This is a genomic window from Nitrobacter sp. 62-23, from assembly GCF_001897285.1.
In the GTDB taxonomy this organism is placed as follows: Bacteria; Pseudomonadota; Alphaproteobacteria; order Rhizobiales; family Xanthobacteraceae; genus Nitrobacter.
The window spans coordinates 1-16919 of record NZ_MKSM01000045.1; the positions used below are offsets into that span (position 1 = coordinate 1).

18 protein-coding genes, 1 tRNA gene and 1 pseudogene are annotated in these 16919 nt (G+C 61.3%); 12 read left to right on the top strand and 8 right to left on the bottom strand.

Going from position 1 to position 16919, the window contains the following annotated elements; translation table 11 throughout:
- Positions 1–1029, bottom strand: a 1029-nt coding sequence (gene groEL / locus BGO16_RS04175) for a chaperonin GroEL (protein ID WP_292617339.1), incomplete at its 3' end; no start/stop codon positions are given.
- A 180-nt stretch (positions 1030–1209) separates the two neighbouring features.
- Positions 1210–1527 (bottom strand): co-chaperone GroES, encoded by a 318-nt coding sequence (locus tag BGO16_RS04180; protein ID WP_292617340.1) that lies wholly within the window; start codon positions 1525–1527, stop codon positions 1210–1212.
- Between the two features lie 423 nt (positions 1528–1950).
- On the opposite strand from BGO16_RS04180, the gene BGO16_RS04185 reads away from it, so the two are divergent.
- The 5 genes from BGO16_RS04185 (at position 1951) to BGO16_RS04205 (ending at position 5446) form a co-directional block, all read left to right on the top strand.
- Positions 1951–2250, top strand: coding sequence for an usg protein (locus BGO16_RS04185; protein WP_292617341.1), 300 nt, complete (start codon positions 1951–1953; stop codon positions 2248–2250).
- Between the two features lie 167 nt (positions 2251–2417).
- On the top strand, positions 2418–3158 hold the full coding sequence (locus BGO16_RS04190; RefSeq protein WP_292617342.1) for a molybdopterin-binding protein: 741 nt from the start codon (positions 2418–2420) through the stop codon (positions 3156–3158).
- A gap of 297 nt (positions 3159–3455) precedes the next feature.
- Positions 3456–3956: a xanthine phosphoribosyltransferase gene (gene gpt, locus BGO16_RS04195; protein ID WP_292617343.1), complete on the top strand. Its 501-nt coding sequence runs from the start codon at positions 3456–3458 to the stop codon at positions 3954–3956.
- 102 nt (positions 3957–4058) lie between these two features.
- The gene (locus tag BGO16_RS04200; protein WP_292617344.1) at positions 4059–4739 is read left to right on the top strand and encodes a hypothetical protein; all 681 of its coding nucleotides are present in this window, start codon (positions 4059–4061) and stop codon (positions 4737–4739) included.
- Between the two features lie 101 nt (positions 4740–4840).
- Positions 4841–5446, top strand: a complete 606-nt coding sequence (locus BGO16_RS04205) for a 2-hydroxychromene-2-carboxylate isomerase (protein ID WP_292617345.1) — start codon at positions 4841–4843, stop codon at positions 5444–5446.
- A 39-nt stretch (positions 5447–5485) separates the two neighbouring features.
- Here BGO16_RS04205 and BGO16_RS04210 read toward each other — a convergent pair whose 3' ends face one another.
- Positions 5486–5878: a hypothetical protein gene (locus BGO16_RS04210; RefSeq protein WP_292617346.1), complete on the bottom strand. Its 393-nt coding sequence runs from the start codon at positions 5876–5878 to the stop codon at positions 5486–5488.
- A 793-nt stretch (positions 5879–6671) separates the two neighbouring features.
- On the opposite strand from BGO16_RS04210, the gene BGO16_RS04215 reads away from it, so the two are divergent.
- The 3 genes from BGO16_RS04215 (at position 6672) to BGO16_RS04225 (ending at position 8591) form a co-directional block, all read left to right on the top strand.
- Positions 6672–6760 (top strand) — tRNA-Leu (locus tag BGO16_RS04215).
- A gap of 20 nt (positions 6761–6780) precedes the next feature.
- The gene (locus BGO16_RS04220) at positions 6781–8037 is read left to right on the top strand and encodes an aminopeptidase (protein WP_292617347.1); all 1257 of its coding nucleotides are present in this window, start codon (positions 6781–6783) and stop codon (positions 8035–8037) included.
- A 104-nt stretch (positions 8038–8141) separates the two neighbouring features.
- Entirely contained in the window at positions 8142–8591 is a 450-nt protein-coding gene (locus tag BGO16_RS04225; protein WP_292617348.1) for a twin-arginine translocation pathway signal, read from the top strand.
- A 21-nt stretch (positions 8592–8612) separates the two neighbouring features.
- Here the strand turns inward: BGO16_RS04225 and BGO16_RS04230 are convergent, their stop codons facing one another.
- Together BGO16_RS04230 and BGO16_RS04235 are read right to left on the bottom strand one after the other, a co-directional pair.
- Positions 8613–9818: an FAD-dependent monooxygenase gene (locus BGO16_RS04230; protein WP_292617349.1), complete on the bottom strand. Its 1206-nt coding sequence runs from the start codon at positions 9816–9818 to the stop codon at positions 8613–8615.
- Between the two features lie 7 nt (positions 9819–9825).
- Positions 9826–10071 carry a zinc-finger domain-containing protein gene (locus BGO16_RS04235; protein WP_292617350.1) on the bottom strand — a complete coding sequence of 82 codons (246 nt, stop codon included), beginning with the start codon at positions 10069–10071 and terminating at the stop codon, positions 9826–9828.
- Between the two features lie 256 nt (positions 10072–10327).
- Between BGO16_RS04235 and BGO16_RS04240 the strand changes: the two genes are divergently transcribed.
- Both BGO16_RS04240 and BGO16_RS04245 read left to right on the top strand, forming a co-directional pair.
- Positions 10328–11446: a hypothetical protein gene (locus BGO16_RS04240; protein WP_292617351.1), complete on the top strand. Its 1119-nt coding sequence runs from the start codon at positions 10328–10330 to the stop codon at positions 11444–11446.
- Positions 11447–11502: 56 nt separating this feature from the next.
- Entirely contained in the window at positions 11503–12255 is a 753-nt protein-coding gene (locus BGO16_RS04245) for an alpha/beta hydrolase (protein WP_292617352.1), read from the top strand.
- Here the strand turns inward: BGO16_RS04245 and BGO16_RS04250 are convergent.
- On the bottom strand, positions 12241–13584 hold the full coding sequence (locus BGO16_RS04250) for a hypothetical protein (protein WP_292617353.1): 1344 nt from the start codon (positions 13582–13584) through the stop codon (positions 12241–12243). The two genes, BGO16_RS04245 and BGO16_RS04250, sit on opposite strands and share 15 nt — an antisense overlap.
- Before the next feature lie 309 nt (positions 13585–13893).
- Between BGO16_RS04250 and cysE the strand changes: the two genes are divergently transcribed.
- Positions 13894–14721 (top strand): serine O-acetyltransferase, encoded by an 828-nt coding sequence (gene cysE, locus BGO16_RS04255; RefSeq protein WP_292617354.1) that lies wholly within the window; start codon positions 13894–13896, stop codon positions 14719–14721.
- A gap of 101 nt (positions 14722–14822) precedes the next feature.
- Positions 14823–15041 (top strand): DUF3126 family protein, encoded by a 219-nt coding sequence (locus BGO16_RS04260; protein WP_292617355.1) that lies wholly within the window; start codon positions 14823–14825, stop codon positions 15039–15041.
- Between the two features lie 379 nt (positions 15042–15420).
- Here BGO16_RS04260 and BGO16_RS04265 read toward each other — a convergent pair whose 3' ends face one another.
- Both BGO16_RS04265 and BGO16_RS04270 read right to left on the bottom strand, forming a co-directional pair.
- Positions 15421–16653, bottom strand: coding sequence for an HlyD family secretion protein (locus BGO16_RS04265; RefSeq protein WP_292617356.1), 1233 nt, complete (start codon positions 16651–16653; stop codon positions 15421–15423).
- Positions 16646–16919: pseudogene (locus BGO16_RS04270) on the bottom strand (hypothetical protein); the annotation flags it as partial. The gene BGO16_RS04265 and the pseudogene BGO16_RS04270, both read right to left, overlap by 8 nt.

The window sequence follows — 16919 nt, forward strand, 5'->3', positions numbered from 1 at the left end:
CTCGATGTCGGCTTTCTTGCCGGCGCCGTTGACGATGGTGGTGTTCTCCTTGTCGATCATCACCTTCTTGGCGCGGCCGAGCATCTGCAGCGTGACGTTTTCGAGCTTGATGCCGAGGTCTTCGCTGATCGCCTGGCCGCCGGTCAGGATGGCGATGTCCTGCAGCATGGCCTTGCGGCGATCGCCGAAGCCCGGCGCCTTGACGGCCGCGACCTTGAGGCCGCCGCGCAGGCGGTTGACCACCAGCGTCGCAAGCGCTTCGCCTTCGACGTCTTCCGCGACGATCACCAGCGGCTTGCCGGTCTGCACCACGGCCTCGAGCAGCGGCAGCAGCTCGTTCAGCGAGGAGAGCTTCTTCTCGTTGATCAGGATGTAGGCGTCGTCCATCTCAACGCGCATCTTTTCGGCGTTGGTGACGAAGTAGGGCGAGATGTAGCCACGGTCGAACTGCATGCCCTCGACGACGTCGAGTTCGGTCTCGAGCGACTTGGCTTCTTCAACCGTGATCACGCCCTCGTTGCCGACTTTCTTCATGGCGTCGGCGAGGAATTTGCCGATTTCGGAATCGCCGTTGGCGGAGATCGTGCCGACCTGCGCGATTTCGTCGTTCGAGGTGACCTTCTTGGAGTTGCGCCCCAGGTCGGCGACCACGGCTTCGACGGCAAGATCGATGCCGCGCTTCAGGTCCATCGGGTTCATGCCGGCGGCGACCGACTTGGCGCCTTCCTTCACGATCGCCTGGGCCAGAACGGTGGCGGTAGTGGTGCCGTCGCCGGCCGCGTCTGCGGACTTGGAGGCGACCTCGCGCACCATCTGCGCGCCCATGTTCTCGAACTTGTCGTCGAGCTCGATCTCCTTGGCGACGGTGACGCCGTCCTTGGTGATGCGCGGCGCGCCGAACGACTTGTCGAGCACGACGTTGCGGCCCTTCGGACCCAGCGTGACCTTCACCGCATTGGCAAGAATGTCGACGCCGCGCAGCATCCTGTCGCGGGCTTCGACGCCGAATTTGACATCTTTGGCTGACATTGTTTGATCTCCTGAGATTTCGATTTCGACGTCATGGCCGGACTTGTTCCGGCCATCCACGTCTGATGCGTGACACGTCTGAATGCGTGGGATGGGAGAAGACGTGGATCACCGGGACATGAGAGCGTTCACGCCCGTCTTCGACGGGCTATGCCCGGTGACGACTCCTCCCGGAGGTCATCAAGCGGCCTTCTTTTTGGCGGGCGTGGCGTCGGTGAGAACGCCCATGATGTCCGACTCCTTCATGATCAGGAGGTCCTGGCCGTCGATCTTGACCTCGGTGCCCGACCACTTTCCGAACAGCACCCTGTCGCCGACCTTGAGATCGATCGGCGTCAACTTGCCGGTCTCGTCGCGACCGCCGGGGCCGACGGCGAGGACCTCGCCCTGCGAGGGCTTCTCTTTGACCGTGTCCGGAATGATGATGCCGCCAGCGGTCTTCTCTTCTGCGTCGATGCGCTTGACCACGACGCGGTCGTGAAGCGGACGGAATTTCATGCGGTCCTCCTAAGTTTATGAAGATAGATGATATTTATGAATTTTTGGCAGTCGATGCCTTTGAGTGCCAAGGCGACCGGTCAGGACATAAGCCGTCGCCATAGCGCGGGCAAGAGCAGGAAGCAGATTTTTTAGAGGCTCCAAGAAGGCGGCTGGCTGACCAGCTGCCAATATCGGCGCCGAGCCGCGCGATACTGTTAGCAGACGCAGCAAGGCGCTGCCAGCGTTGAATTTTTAGCACTCTATTGAACTTTTAGGCTTGTGATTGGCTCGTCATGCGTCACATTTTGCTTATGCGCCTTTTTCAGGATCCCGGTCATCAGGACGCCGGTCTGAAGGTGGGTTCATCGAGGGATTGGAGCGCGGCGGCAAGCCGTTCGCCACTTTTGCCGATAGCGCTGCTTCCCTCCAAGGAGGTTTGGCATGGTCTCGAAAGGTGAAGCGCAACCCCGCGGAGTGTCAGACGACTTCCGCAAGCAGGTGGCAGGTTATGGATTGACGACGGCGGAAATCCTGTATCGCCGGCCCGACCGGCAGTGGCTGCTGCAAAGCTATGTCTGGCAAAACTACGACCTGTTTCCAAAATTTCCGGCGCTGTGCGACTTCCTCGCCTTTTGGGAGAGGCAGCTCGAAGGACCGCTGGTCTCGGTGACGGTCGCGCATTCGAGACTGATCAAGCCTGCGGAACTGCGCGCGGTGGACGGCGTGTTCCGTCTGCATTGAGCGTTGCCACGCCGGGCCCGTCGTTGTTCAGCATGCGCGACGAGTCGAGCATCGATCGCTCTGGGAGCATCGCGTATTTCCGTGCAATAGAGGAGACATGTTCGCCGTCTTGACGCTGGAGCGGCCGCGCGTCATGTCATGATCGCTGCTGACGTCAAGGAGAGGTCATGGGTGACATCATCACCGCGGGTGTTCTGGTGATCGGCGATGAAATCCTGTCCGGGCGGACCAAGGACAAGAACATCGGCTTCATCGCCGAATATCTGACGAATATCGGAATCGACCTCAAGGAAGCTCGCGTCGTTGCCGATGATGAAGCCGATATCGTCGCGGCGCTGAACGCACTGCGCGACCGATACACCTATGTTTTCACCACCGGCGGCATCGGCCCCACGCATGACGACATCACTGCCGACAGCATCGGGAAGGCGTTTGGCGTCAGCGTCGATTATCATCCCGAGGTGGTGGCGCGGTTCAAGGAACGCTACAAAAATCCGGGCGAATTGAACGAGGCGCGGTTGCGCATGGCGCGCATTCCCGAAGGGGCCGAGCTTATTCAGAGCGCGACCATTCTGGCGCCCGGTTTCAGGATCGGCAACGTCATCGTCATGGCGGGCGTGCCTTCGATCATGCAGGCGATGATGGATATCGTCGCGCCGACGCTGCAGGCTGGCGAGCGGATGCTGTCGGAATCGGTGCGTGGCAATTGCCGCGAAGGCGACATCGGCACGCCGCTACGCGCCATCGCCGAGGCTCATCCGGACACCAGCATCGGCAGCTATCCGTTTCTCGACGAGAACGGGCGGCCGAACACGAGCCTTGTGGTGCGCTCGCGCGATCAGGCCAAGCTGACGGCGGCAATGGATGCGGTGAACGCGATGCTGGCGGGACTCAAGACGGGGCAGTAGACTATCTAGTGGTCCGATTCTAACATTTGCATCCCGTTGCCGTAGGGAGTTCTTGCAAATGTTAGAATCAAAGGACCACTAGCAACTATCAGGTTTCTAGTGGAGTTTTGAATTTGACATTCGCCTGACAAGTTCGCTGCAAAGTGGGTAGCGAATGTCAAAATTCACTCCACTAGGCCCCGTATTCCGGATGCGCGTTCTCATGCGCGGATCCGGAATCTGAATATGATCGTAACAGGATTATGAGTTCACTCGCGCAATTGCGCTTGTGTTCCGGAAACGACGACAAGGACTCATGTGACCCAGACCCCCGACAAGGCCTTTCCGGTGTCCTGGGATCAATTTCATCGCGACTGCCGGGCGCTGACCTGGCGGCTGAACGAGACTGGACCATTCCATGCGGTGGTGGCGATCACCCGCGGCGGTCTGGTGCCCGCGGCGATCGTGGCGCGCGAACTCGGCGTCCGCGTCATCGATACCGTTTGCATCACGAGCTATGATCACACCAAGCAAGGCACGCTGACGGTGCTGAAGGGCATTTCCGATGCGACCGCGAAGCTCGGCGGCGGCACCGGCAAGGGACTCCTGATTGTGGATGACCTGGTCGATACCGGAGCGACGGCGCGGATGGTGCGCGCCATGATTCCGGATGCGCACTTCGCCGCCGTCTACGCCAAGCCGCTCGGCAAGCCGCTGGTCGATACGTTCATCACGGAGGTCTCGCAGGACACCTGGATTTATTTCCCGTGGGATCTCGGCCTTGCCTTCGCTCCGCCGCTGCGCGACGGCGCGGCGTAAAAAAGAATCTTCACTTCTCTCCGCCGGAAAAGTCGCGCCGCCGGCGCGGATTCCTGTGAGAGAAGTGGAGATATTCCACCACTTTTTCGGGACGACTCTCTGATGGCGACCATCATTGGCTCCCTGCAAAATCGCGTCACGCCTACAGGCGATATCGTCGCCGTGCCGCACCGCGGCACCTTCACCGGCAACCGTGGGATCATTCACGATCCGGCGACGCGGACGCTCTTGGCGCGGCGCTGGACCTCGAAAGCGTGGATCGTCTGCGTCTGCGAATTCCGTGGCCGTCGTCGCGACGTGATGGCGACGCGAAGCTGGACCGAACTGTTCTTTCTCGACGAAGCGACCGCGCTCGCGGCAGGACACCGTCCGTGCTATCATTGCCGTCGCGCGGATGCCGACGCATTTCGTCTGGCGTGGGAGCGTGGCAATGGGCGCGGCAATGCGCGCGCGTCCGAAATCGACTCGGTGCTTCATGGGGAGCGGCTCGACGGTCGCGCCAAGCGGCTGCATCCGCTGTTGACGCCGCTCGAAGAGTTGCCAGATGGCGCGATGGTGCAGGCGGAAGGCGCGAGCTACCTGATCGCCGGCGCGCGGGCGCTACTATGGACCTTCGACGGTTATCGCGAGGCAAGTTTGTCGCTCGCCGATGCGCGGCTGATCACGCCGCCATCCACGGTGCGGGCGTTGCAGGCTGGCTATCTCGCGACGCTGCATGAAAGTGCGGCGAGTTTGGTTCCACGACAGAGCAAGAAAAAGATATGTGAGCGTTCGACTCAATGATGCCGACTCGTTGTTGCCATCTGCGTCTGTCTTGAGCAACAGTTGACAAGACACGGACGACCGGGCCAATCCGATCAGATGAAACAGAGGGAAGCTCGCTCATGATCGAATTCTTTTTCGATTGTTCCAGTCCCTGGACTTATCTCGCCTTTCACAACATCCAGCCGCTGGCGAAAGAGTTCGGCGAGAAGATCTCGTGGCGGCCGATCCTTGTGGGAGGGATATTCAATTCCGTCAATCCGAGTGTTTATGCTTCGCGGGAGCATCCGGTGCCGGCGAAAATCCGCTACATGCATAAAGATCTCGCCGATTGGGCGAGGCTCGCGGGGCTCACGATCAAGATGCCGCCGACTGTATTTCCCGTGAACAGCGTCAAGGCCATGCGCGGCTGTCTCTGGCTCGGCAACGATGCGATGGTTCCGTTCGCGAAGGCGGTGTTCGAAGCCTATTGGCGCGATGACAAGGATATCTCGCGCGAGCCGGTGCTCGCCGAGATCTGCAAATCACTCGGCATCGATCCGGAAAAACTTCTGACCGGCATCGGCGATGAAGGCATCAAGCACGAACTCAAGGCAAATACCGACGAGGCGATCGCGCGCGGCGCGTTCGGGTCGCCGACGATCTTCCTGAACAAGACCGATATGTATTTCGGCAACGATCGCCTGCCGCTGATCCGCGAGGCGTTGCAACGAAAGAGAGCCGCATGAGGCCTGCGCGCCATTTGCCGCGAGCAGACGTTCTGCGAACTACACCCGTCTTGAATTGAGAAAGGCGCGGGCGCGCGCAATCAATTCCGCATGCTCGGAGTTGTCCGTTCGCATCGTTGCGATCAGCTCGATCATTTTTTCGGCTTCCTTCAACCTGGTTTCGGCGGCAATGCGGCGCCTGCCTTCGCGGCCGAGTTGCTCGCCGATTGACCGGTGGGATTGATCCAGCGCATCCCACTCCGCCGCAGCGTCGCTCAGCGCCCGGGATTGCGACTCGATAAGCTCGGCGGCCGCCACGCAAGCCTTCGCGGCATCCTTCACGACGACGCCGTGCCAGAGTTCGGTGAGATTGCGCTGGTAGCCGTCTCCGAGCATTTCGGCGTCCTGCCGCAACCTCTCGACCAGCGCGTCCACATCCTCGCCAGAGGGCATCGTTATCTCCCGCAAATCTCGATACAGCCGCTGGACACGATATGCTGGTGACAGCAGAACACCGCATGGTGGTCAAGCCAAAATAGGAAGAAGCTGTTGGAGATGGTGCGAGAGGGACAGGCCGGTTTGCTTCGGGAAAGATCGCTGGAATCGGCTGAAGCAACTCGTCAGGCCCGAATTTTACGATTTCGCTTGGCGGAAAACCGAGCAGACGTTCGATGTTTTACTTAGGGTTGTGATGCGGTTGCGATGCCGGGCGGCGCGGCGAAGCGTTGGCAGAAGCGGGGTTGGAAGCTGTCTATTTGAAGGGTGGCTCACGAGAGCCACCCTGTTAGTTCGGAGCTTAGCGGCAGACGCGCCTGGTCGTCACAATGCGCCGTCCCCAACGATCACGGCGAACAACACGCTCATTCCAGCAGCGATGATGACGCCAGTGAGGATGAGGCGGCCCCCACTGAACCTGTTCGACGTTACTCATCGTGTTGGCGAGGGTGCCTTGTGCTGGCATTGCTGATGCAGGTGCGCTCGCAGAAGCCAGAGCAAAAACGGCAGCGCCAGCTATGGCGAATAGAAGTTTCTTCATTGTCATAACCTTTGTTAGCTTTGACGATAGTAGCGTCGCAACAACAAATGAACGTGGAATGAACGGCTAATGTTCCCGTCTCTCGACGGCGTTTGCGCTGGATGGGACAGGGGAGTGAGAACGTGAAGAGAACGCAATCTGCAAAACGCGGGGAATGTTTTGCAGGGCAACCATTGCATTTCGACTCTAAGTGTTTGAAAAGAAATGCGCGCGGGCATGGTGGAATCGGTAGACACAAGGGACTTAAAATCCCTCGGCTCGCAAGAGCTGTGCCGGTTCGAGTCCGGCTGCCCGCACCATTTGTCCAGGATTGTGTTCGATGACCCAGCACCAGCGCAATATTGTCACGCCGATCGATCCGGTGAAGCTGGACCGTCTGGCTGAAGTCGCGGTCAAGGTCGGCCTGCAGCTCGCGAAGGGGCAGGACCTCGTGATTACCGCGCCCGTTGCTGCGCTGCCGCTGGTGCGGCGGATTGTCCAGCATGCCTACAAGGCCGGCGCGGGACTGGTGACGCCGTTTTTTTCCGATGAAGAGATCACGTTGTCGCGCTACAGGTTCGGGCCGGATGAGAGTTTCGATCGGGCCGCCGGCTGGCTCTACGAGGGCATGGCGAAGGCGTTTGGCGCCAACACCGCGCGGCTCGCCGTGGTCGGCGACGATCCGATGCTGCTGTCGGGCGAGGATGCCGCGAAAGTCGCGCGCGCCAACAAGGCGAATTCCATGGCGTACCAGCCGGCGCTCGAGAAAATCGTCGGGTTCGATGTCAACTGGAACATCGTCGCCTATCCCGGCGCTGCGTGGGCGAAATTGATGTTCCCCGACGATGGCGAGAGCGAAGCGGTGGCGAAACTCGCGGACGCTATTTTTTCCGCTTCGCGCGTCGACAATGATGATCCGATCGCGAACTGGACCACGCACAACGCCGCCTTGCGCCAGCGCACCGACTGGCTCAACGGCCAGCGCTTTCATGCCCTGCATTATTCCGGGCCCGGCACCGATCTCACGGTCGGCCTGGCCGATGGCCACGAATGGGTCGGCGGCGCGTCCACGGCGAAAAACGGCATTGTCTGCAATCCGAACATTCCGACCGAGGAGGTGTTCACGACGCCGCATGCGTTGCGCGTCGAGGGTCATGTGCGCAGCACCAAGCCGCTGTCGTATCAGGGCACGCTGATCGACGATATCGCTGTGCGATTCGAGAAGGGGCGCATCGTCGAGGCGAAGGCGTCGCGCGGTGCCGATGTGCTGAACAAGGTGCTGGATACGGATGAGGGCGCGCGTCGGCTCGGCGAGGTTGCGCTGGTGCCGCATTCCTCGCCGATCTCGAAAAGCGGGCTGTTGTTCTACAACACGCTGTTCGACGAGAATGCGGCCTGTCACATCGCGCTCGGCCAGTGCTACTCGAAGTGCTTCGTCGATGGCGGCAGGCTGTCGCCGGAGCAGATCGCGGCGCAAGGTGGCAACAAGAGCTTCATTCACATCGACTGGATGATCGGATCAGGCGAAACCGATATCGACGGCATCACCAACGACGGCCGCCGCATTCCGGTTTTCCGCAAGGGGGAATGGGCGTAAGCCGCCTGCACCTGACCGCATGGCCTCAATGCGGTCACGAGCCGGTGCTCTACGCAATCTCGATCACGCTCAGCGGAATTCGATGACAGGCTGAACAGGGGATCATGTCGGACCGCATCGCCAAAAACTGCCGTTCGCGGGTGCCCGCTGCCGCGATTGCGCTGGTGATCGCAAGCAGCGGCCTTGTGGGCTGCGCGAACCTCGGCGATGGCGCAGTCTCCGGTGCGTTCGTCGACCCCGCGAAATACGCGCTCTATGACTGCGCGCAGCTTGACGCGCAACGCAAGTCTCTGGCGGCCCGCACGGCCCAGTTGCAGCGGCTGATCGACAAAGCTCACACCGGCGCGGCCGGCGCCGTCGTTGCCGAGGTGGCTTATCGCAACGACTACGTCACCACTCGCGCATCCGCCAAACTCGCCGAAGAGGAATGGCAACGGAATAAATGTCACGAGTCGGGTTCAACGGCAGTCCCCGCGGAGATCAGTCCGGGCAGCGCGCCCCGGTCGGGAGGCTCCCGCGGCGCTGTTGATGGATCTCCGGCGAACCGGCAATGACCGTCATTGCGTTCCGCCTGATCAGGGCCGCCAATTGTAGATCCAGTCCTGACGCGCCAGCATGCGTTGCGGTCCGATTGCCTTGATGACCAGGTCACGCGCCAGTGCGGCGGGGCCCACGAGATGGCTAATCCTCCCGTTTCGTTCCGCAAGCGCCTGCACCCGTGCGACGCGTGCGCGGCGCAAGCCCGTGTAACGCGCAAGCGCAGCCGCGGCGCCAGCGGCATTCTCGTTCGCGGCCTCGCCGAGACATTGAGCGAGCACGGCGGCATCTTCGATCGCCATGCCGGCGCCTTGCGCCGCAAACGGGAGCATTGCGTGGGCGGCATCCCCGAGGAGAGCCATTGCATCACGGTGCCACGCGGCCATCGGCGGAATCGTAAACAACGCCCACTTGCGCCAGCCGTCTGCGGCTACGGCATCGATCAACATGCGTGCCGGCCCGGACCAGCGCGCTCGCGCGAACCTGTGTTTGATGTCGGCGGCGTCGCCCGGCGCACTCCAGCCTTGCTGATTCCATGTATCCGGCACCACCGCGACGATATTGATCTGCCTTCCGCCTGAGATCGGATAGGATACGAGATGCGCGTGCGGTCCCATCCAGAGCCGCACATGTTGCGCGGTCATGTCGTGCGGCAATAGAGTCGTCTCGACGGTGCCGCGCCATGCGATCAGGCCGGAAAATCGCGGGCTCGTATCCGGAAACAGACGGGTGCGAAGCGTCGACCACACGCCGTCTGCGCCGACCAACGCCCATGCGGTCTTTGCGCGATCTGTGCCGTCACGCAAATTAACGGTGACGCCGTCAGCATGGGAAGTCGCGTTTTCGACCACAGCGCCGAGGTGCAATTCGATATCGGGATGATCACGAACCTGCTCCAGCAGCGCCGCCTGCAGGCCGCCGCGATGCATCACCCAGTAGGGCGCGCCTGCGCGCAACGCGGCCGCCTCGCCGAGCGGCAGGCGGCAGATCTCGCCGCCGTGCCGCGCGCTCATGATGCTGATGGCCTCAGGCACGAGCGCGCGCGCGGACAGCCGCGCGTGCAGGCCGAGGCCGATCAGGATGCGTGTGGCGTTTGGAGAGAGTTGCAGGCCCGCGCCGATTTCTTCGAGGCGTCCGGCTGTCTCGATGATGAGGACGCGAAAGCCCTTGGCGGCCAGTGCAAGCGCTGCCGTCAGACCTCCGATTCCGGCACCGGCGATAACGACCGTGCGCGACGGGGGCACAGGCAGATCAGGCCACCTTGTCTCTTACCACGCACTCCGGAGGTCGGGCCTGTCCTGCGCCGAGATCGGCTGAGAAGCGGTAGAGCGTCGAGCAATACGGGCAGATGATTTCGCTGTCGTTGCCGAGATCGAGAAAGACGTGCGGGTGGTCGAACGGTGGATTGGCTCCGACGCACATGAACTCCCGGGAGCCGATCTGGATGACGGCCACGCCTGCATCGTTGTGAAAGTGGGGGACTACGTGATCAGACATGCTTTCCACCTTAAGTCGCTGCGCGGCATTCGACGCGCCGGATACGCAACGACGTCGCGCGGCACCATACTGGCCGGCGGCTTCGATTCATAGCTCGCCGGAAACGGATTTGAAAAATTCGCGGGTCAATTATCCATACAATTCGACATAATCCTGTCGTCTGGAGAAGCCCTTCTTTCGTCGAGGAAGTTGTGATTGAAAACCGGCACACCACGTTTTTACATATGACAAACGCGGATTTGACAGGATTTCGATGATGCAATGGCGAATTGGCGGCGCGATGACGGGAGCGGCGATATGCGCAACGGCGTTCGCGCTGCTATGGCCGCACGCCAGGGACGCCGGCGCCGTGCTGGTTGCGCAGGACGATCCCGCCCTTCTTGCCGATCTTCAACTCGATTCCGCGTTCCGGAATGATCCGGCGCTGGTGGCGGGAAACGTCGAGGCCGCGCTTGCGGTGCAAGATCCCGACCTCGCGAAGAGCTTCGTCGATCTTGCGGCGGCGAGAGGAATATCGATGCCTGACGAACTATCTCAACGCGTCGCCGCAGCCGTGAGAGAAGAAAATTCTACCGAACATATGGCCAAGAGATTTTTCATCGGGCTGGTCACCGGCAATGCTGATGACGGCGCAAGCCTCTCGGGCACAGTTGCCGGTGATCTGAGTGCGTTCGGTGATGTCCGGGACATCATGCGCGAGGGTAAGCACCTTGCGATGGGCGAGGAGACCGACCGGCTCCTGCTCGGGCTTGCCGCCACGGGTCTCGCTGTGACGGCGGCTACCTTCGTGTCGGTCGGCGGTGCGGCTCCGGTCCGCGCCGGCCTCACGCTGGTCAAGGATGCGCGGAAGACCGGGCGGCTCGGCGAGGGGCTGAGCCGATGGGCAGGCCGTTCGGCGCGCGAAATGATCGATCTGCGAAAACTGCAAAATGCGGCCGCGGCGGGGACGCTGGCGCGACCGCGGCAGACCGCGCTCAAGGCGGCGGTCCGCGCCGAGAAGGCCGGCGGGTTGGTGCGCCTCGCCAAGGATGTGGGCCGCATCGGCGAGAAGACCGGGACGCGGGGCGCGCTCGATACGCTGCGGATCGCGGAAGGACCGAAAGATGTCGCGCGTGCGGCGCGTCTCGCCGAAGCCAAGGGTGGCCAGACCCGTGCGATCATCAAGGTTTTGGGACGCGGCGCGCTGCTGCTGACCGCCGGCGCGTTCAATCTCGCGATGTGGATGTTCAGCGCGGTGCTGGCGCTGTTCGGCTTCCTGTCATCGATCAAGGCAACGACCGAGCGCCTGACGTTGTCGTGGCTGCAACGTTCAAAAGCCAGGCGCCTGCGTCGGCAGCTTGCTGCGCAGTCTGCCGGCAGCGGCGCGCCGGCATAAGCGTTCACCGGTCGTTTGCCGACCATCCCGTTTCCATCCCATTCACGGAATCGCTGATGCCGAGCTTTCATCACGACGACGTCGAAATTGCCTATCTCGATGAGGGCGAGGGCGATCCCGTCGTCCTCGTGCACGGCTTCGCATCGAGCAAGAACGTGAACTGGGTGTATCCGGCCTGGGTGTCGGAGCTGCGCAAGAACGGCTTCAGGGCGATCGCGTTCGACAATCGCGGTCACGGCGATTCCAGCAAGCTCTACGATCCGGAAGACTATCACATCGGCACGATGACGAGCGACGTCACCGCGCTGATGGATCACCTCGGCATCGCGCGTGCCGACATCATGGGCTATTCGCTCGGCGCACGGATGACGGGAATTCTGGCGCAGACCCGACCCGAGCGGGTGCGCTCAGCGATTTTCGGTGGCCTGGGAATCGGTCTGATCGAGGGCGGCGGCCCCGGAGAAAGCGTCGCCAAAGCGCTGGAGGCGCCATCGCTTGACGACGTGACCGATCCGTTCGGCCGCACGTTCCGCGTGTTCGCCGATCAGACCCGCTCCGATCGTCGGGCGCTGGCGGCGTGTTTGCGCGGATCGCGGCGGCTGATGACGGAAGCGGAGGTCGCCAGCATCAAGGTGCCGACGCTGATTGCCGTCGGCACCAAGGACGAGATCGCAGGATCGGCGCAGGCGCTTGCCAACATCATAGTGGGCGCCGAAGTGCTGGACATTCCCAATCGCGATCACATGCGCGCCGTCGGTGACAAGGTCTACAAGGAAGGCGTGCTGAAATTTCTGTCACGCCGGCCTTGAGGCCGATCCATAGCGGGCGGCGAGGGATCGCGCCGCCGCGATCAACACCACGAATGTCGCGATCCAGACCATGCGCGCACCGTAGCGGTTGTGCGGGCCTGATATCACGCCACAGATGAAGGCGTTGCCCAGCAGCGCGACGCAGACCGTTATGGCAAGCAGTTCGAGGTCGTCGATGCGCCGTCGCCACAAAGCCGCCAAGGCGATCCCGGCGAGCAACAGCATCGAGGCGAGCGCGACCGGGATGTGAACCCAGTTGATCGCGGCGAACTTGATGCTCCAGTGCTGCTGACGCGCGGCGCGCATGACCTTCACCTGTTCGGGCAGATAGCGCTCGATGATGCCATAGGTGTGCGGAATCCAGCCGCTGCTGCCTTCGCCGGTGCCGACCTGCACGAGTTGCTCCGCGGTGGCTTCGACCGCGGCTTCGGTCTGCCACAGCGGATAGGCAGCCAACGCTTCCGTTGCGATGAATTCCATCTCGTCGTTCATGCCTTCGAAGCGTCCGAGTTTGTTGAATATGCTGTCCTTGCCCCAGAGAAAATCATCGGCCGTCGCCGGCAGTTGGTTGCGATAGGGACAGAGCTTCAGCTTGATCTTGTCGCAATGGTCGTTGAGGTAGCGCGCGACGATGCCGTCCTGCATCATGCGCCCGAACGAGACGCCGGCGCCTCCCGGCGTCCAGGCAAGGTGACCCGACAGCGCGAAATTCGCAGCCATCAGCATGGCCGCGCCAGCAACGAGCGTCAGGCAGCCCTGAACCAGTCCGGCGACCGGAAGCCTTCGGCCAAGTAACGGCTTGACGATCCATCCGGCGCAGCACAGCCCGAATAGCACGCCGAAGGTCGCTGTGTGGGTCGCGGCGGCAAATGACGTATACAGAAACAGCGAAACCCTTTCGATCGTCGAGAGCTTGGCTTGCACGACGAGCACAAACAGTGCGAGCACGGCAAGACCCGCGAAAATATCGGTCAGCAGCATGCTGGCGAGCCAGGGCAGCGCGGTGGCCAGAGTCAGAAACGTGGCGATGGCGAGAAGCCGCAATGGCTGCGCCATGCCGAGCACGCGCAGGGTCAACTGAAGGATCCACAGCGTCAGCAGCGCCTGGAATGTCAGGTTAGCCCAGAAAAACGAGTCCTTGCCCAGGTAAAGGTAGATGCCGTACACGGTCGAGCGGCTTGGTTCGAGGTAGCCCTCGTACCATCGCGCCAGGTAGCCGCCGGTATCGTATTCCAGCAGCGGATAGCCGTTCCAGATAGCTGGGGCGAGCAGGAGAACGGGAATGACGACAGCCGCGATCCAGGCCCATGGCGCCTCCGCGATACGCATAGAGAGGACTCGGGTCGAAATGGACGTGGTCTCCGGTGGGGCGGTGCGCCATTCCGCAAGTTGAATATCCGGCGCAAATGCATAACTGGTTTGGCGGAAATGGGCCCCGATGGTGGCCGGAATTGTGAGGATTCCGAGCCATTGCGCGGCGGCGCAAAAGGCCGCCGGAAGGCCGATAAGGCACTTTCCAACCGCCCGGAGCGCGCCGGTTAACCCTAAGCGGGGCGGATGAATATACGCTGAACGGCGGGACATCGACCCCGCGTCATGCTATGCTGCGGGACGGAATTTTGAGCTTGCGAGACGACTATGGCGATCCATCACGTCAATCCGCAGAATCCGAAGCTTGCGGCGCTCGATCCGATCTGGGATCGCATCCGCAACGAGGCCGAGGACATCGTTCGCCGCGAACCCGAATTGGCGTCCTTCATCTATTCGGCGGTTCTGCATCACGATCGCCTTGAGGCCGCGGTGGTGCACCGCGTCGCCGAACGGCTCGACCATGCGGCGCTGTCGGGCGACCTGATCCGTCAGACTTTCGACGAGGCGCTGCGCGACGATCCCGATATCGGCAACGCGTTCCGCGCCGATCTGGTCGCGGTATTCGACCGCGACCCCGCGACGTCGCGGTTCATCGATCCGCTGCTCTACTTCAAGGGCTTCCACGCCATCCAGACCCACCGCCTCGCGCACTGGCTCCATCGGAAGGGCCGCAAGGATTTCGCTTATTATCTGCAGAGCCGCTCCTCGTCGGTGTTCCAGGCCGACATCAATCCCGCCGCCAAGATCGGCCGCGGCATCTTCCTTGATCACGCCACCGGGTTCGTGGTCGGCGAAACCGCCGTCATCGAGGATGACGTCTCGATCCTGCATGGCGTCACGCTCGGCGGCACCGGCAAGGAGAACGAGGATCGCCACCCCAAGATTCGCCATGGCGTACTGATCGGCGCGGGCGCGAAGATTCTCGGCAACATCGAGGTCGGACATTGCGCGCGCATTGCCGCCGGATCGGTCGTCGTGAAGCCGGTGCCCCATAACGTCACCGTCGCGGGCGTGCCGGCCAAGATCGTCGGCGCCGCCGGCTGCTCGGAACCGTCGCGCACAATGAACCAGATGCTGAATGCGATGGGGCTCTGACCGCAGAATTTTTTTCAATGCTCGAAATCCGAATAAACCGGTAGCGGCATCGACCTTCTCGCTTTAGAACCCTGCGAGCCCAGATCATAGCGGAGACCGCCGTGGACGTTCAGGAAGTCAGGAAGCTCGACGCCTATCTCAAGCGCGTGTTCGGCAATCCCAGGATTCGCGTGGTGCCGCGACCGAAGAAGGATGACTCGGCCGAGGTCTATATCGGCGAGGAGTTCATCGGCGTGCTCTTCGTGGACGACGAGGACGACGACCGCTCGTTCCAGTTCCAGATGGCGATCCTCGAAGAGGATCTGGCCGACGCCACCTAGAGCGTTTTCGAGCGAAGCATGTCCTCGGGCCAGACCCCGGGGACGGAATCCGGTTCGCATGAAGAAAACGCGTCAAATCAAGAAGCTAGTGGTCCGATTCTAACATTTGCATCCCGTTGCGGCAGGGAGTTCTTGCAAATGTCAGAATCAAAGGACCACTAGCAGCTATCAGGTTTCTAGTGGAGTTTTGAATTTGACATTCGCCTGACGGGTTTGCTGCAAAGTGGGTAGCGAATGTCAAATTCACTCCATTAGAACATGATCCCGAAAAGTGGAAACCGGCTTTCGGAAAAAAAGATCCTGCTCAAACAAAAGATAAGCAAGGAGTTTGATTCAACGCGGTTGAAACAGACTCCAGCCAATCGGAAATCAGCGATGCTCAGTGGCCGCTTAGCACCAGGGTCTTGACCGGCAACAGCAACGCCTGAATACGCAGCAGCATCGCATGCACAATTCCGACAGCATCGATGGCGTGCAGCCACAGACCCTTCAAGAAGCCGGTCTCCTTTGCGGCGATCAGATCGTGGTTGTCGGTGTAAGCATTCGCGATACAACGGCTGCCTGGCGTCACGCCATCGAGGCCGCCTTTGTAGATAGGCTCCATCAAGACAAGAATGGAGCCCGGCGCTGCGGCTTGCTGGGCCTCGATAAGCTGTTCGCCGCCGCGGAATTGACCCGCCGCGATATAATCCTGCACGCTCGTGACCACCATCGGGATTACGGTCCATGGCTTTGAAATGCATGTCGCCTCGCCCAACATGCCTACTTTCATGACCTGTGCTTCGATTTGTCCGAATCCCGCCGCCAGTCTCTGTCTTCCCGCACCTTCCGGGATCAGGATGCCGGCAGGTCGCATCATCGGATTGACGACATCGCCCGGCCGCAGCAAAAACTGTTCAACCCGCCCGGCGACGCCGGCGCGAATGAACGTCTTGTCCATTTCCACCTGCGCTTGAGCGAGAGCTGCTTCCGCGCTGGCCTTCTCTGCGGGCAGCAGTGCCGTCACGCGGGCTGTGATTGATTGCTTCGCCGCCACGGTTGCATCCACGGTGGCTTGGCGGCCGGCGGCGGCGACCTCGAGCTTTTCAATGTCACGCTGCGCCACGACGCCGGGATTGCGCTTCTGCAATTCGCGTTTGACGTTCAGCTCCTCGGCGGCCTGCTGATAAGCGCTTTTGGCTTCCTGAATTTGCGCGTCTGCTTTCAGGACATCCGCTTGCGCTGCCACCATGGCCGCATCGACTTCCGCGACCCGGCGGCGGGCGGTCTCAAGCGCAGCTTCCTGTTTGGAGCTGTCCAGCCTAAACAGGATCTCCCCTTTTTTAACGGGGGCGCTGAAATCGGCATGAACCTCCGCTACACGCCCGATGGTTTCGGGGACGATCGGAATGGTTCTGAAGTATAGGGTCGCACTGGTCGTTGATGGATGGAAATAGAAGATGACAGTGATCAGGGCGATAGTCAGTACCACGCACGCGGTGATGCCCCATCTCAATTCATACCAGACTGAAAAAAGCGTGATCTCCCGACCAATGCGTTTGCCTTGCGCATAGCGGCGATAGAGATAATCGGGAAGCACCGTCAGCATCGAGCAGAGAAGCAGCTCAAGCATGACCTTGCTCCCTCGCTTCGTCGTCCGCCGTCTTGTCGGATACAGGCGTAGCCGCGTCGGCCATTTCAGGCGGCTCCGTTGGATCGGCGTCGGGAGGAATGCCGGCGATTTTCTGAACGGAGGCCGCGATGCTGCGCAGTGGGGTGATGAAATCAGGCAGGTCGATCAGGGCCAGAAGCAATCCGGCTATCCAGAACAAATGATTATGCGTAAAGAGCGCGAGCAGGCAGAGCACAGCCACGATCTCGAACTGCAGCTTCTTCGAT

Excerpts from the sequence above, each read along its gene's own strand:
- BGO16_RS04180 (WP_292617340.1), bottom strand. The coding sequence starts at position 1,527 with ATGAAATTCCGTCCGCTTCACGACCGCGTCGTGGTCAAGCGCATCGAC.
- BGO16_RS04185 (WP_292617341.1), top strand. The coding sequence starts at position 1,951 with ATGGTCTCGAAAGGTGAAGCGCAACCCCGCGGAGTGTCAGACGACTTC.
- BGO16_RS04190 (WP_292617342.1), top strand. The coding sequence starts at position 2,418 with ATGGGTGACATCATCACCGCGGGTGTTCTGGTGATCGGCGATGAAATC.
- BGO16_RS04200 (WP_292617344.1), top strand. The coding sequence starts at position 4,059 with ATGGCGACCATCATTGGCTCCCTGCAAAATCGCGTCACGCCTACAGGC.
- BGO16_RS04205 (WP_292617345.1), top strand. The coding sequence starts at position 4,841 with ATGATCGAATTCTTTTTCGATTGTTCCAGTCCCTGGACTTATCTCGCC.
- BGO16_RS04210 (WP_292617346.1), bottom strand. The coding sequence starts at position 5,878 with ATGCCCTCTGGCGAGGATGTGGACGCGCTGGTCGAGAGGTTGCGGCAG.
- BGO16_RS04220 (WP_292617347.1), top strand. The coding sequence starts at position 6,781 with ATGACCCAGCACCAGCGCAATATTGTCACGCCGATCGATCCGGTGAAG.
- BGO16_RS04225 (WP_292617348.1), top strand. The coding sequence starts at position 8,142 with ATGTCGGACCGCATCGCCAAAAACTGCCGTTCGCGGGTGCCCGCTGCC.
- BGO16_RS04235 (WP_292617350.1), bottom strand. The coding sequence starts at position 10,071 with ATGTCTGATCACGTAGTCCCCCACTTTCACAACGATGCAGGCGTGGCC.
- BGO16_RS04240 (WP_292617351.1), top strand. The coding sequence starts at position 10,328 with ATGCAATGGCGAATTGGCGGCGCGATGACGGGAGCGGCGATATGCGCA.
- BGO16_RS04245 (WP_292617352.1), top strand. The coding sequence starts at position 11,503 with ATGCCGAGCTTTCATCACGACGACGTCGAAATTGCCTATCTCGATGAG.
- BGO16_RS04250 (WP_292617353.1), bottom strand. The coding sequence starts at position 13,584 with ATGCGTATCGCGGAGGCGCCATGGGCCTGGATCGCGGCTGTCGTCATT.
- cysE (WP_292617354.1), top strand. The coding sequence starts at position 13,894 with ATGGCGATCCATCACGTCAATCCGCAGAATCCGAAGCTTGCGGCGCTC.
- BGO16_RS04265 (WP_292617356.1), bottom strand. The coding sequence starts at position 16,653 with ATGCTTGAGCTGCTTCTCTGCTCGATGCTGACGGTGCTTCCCGATTAT.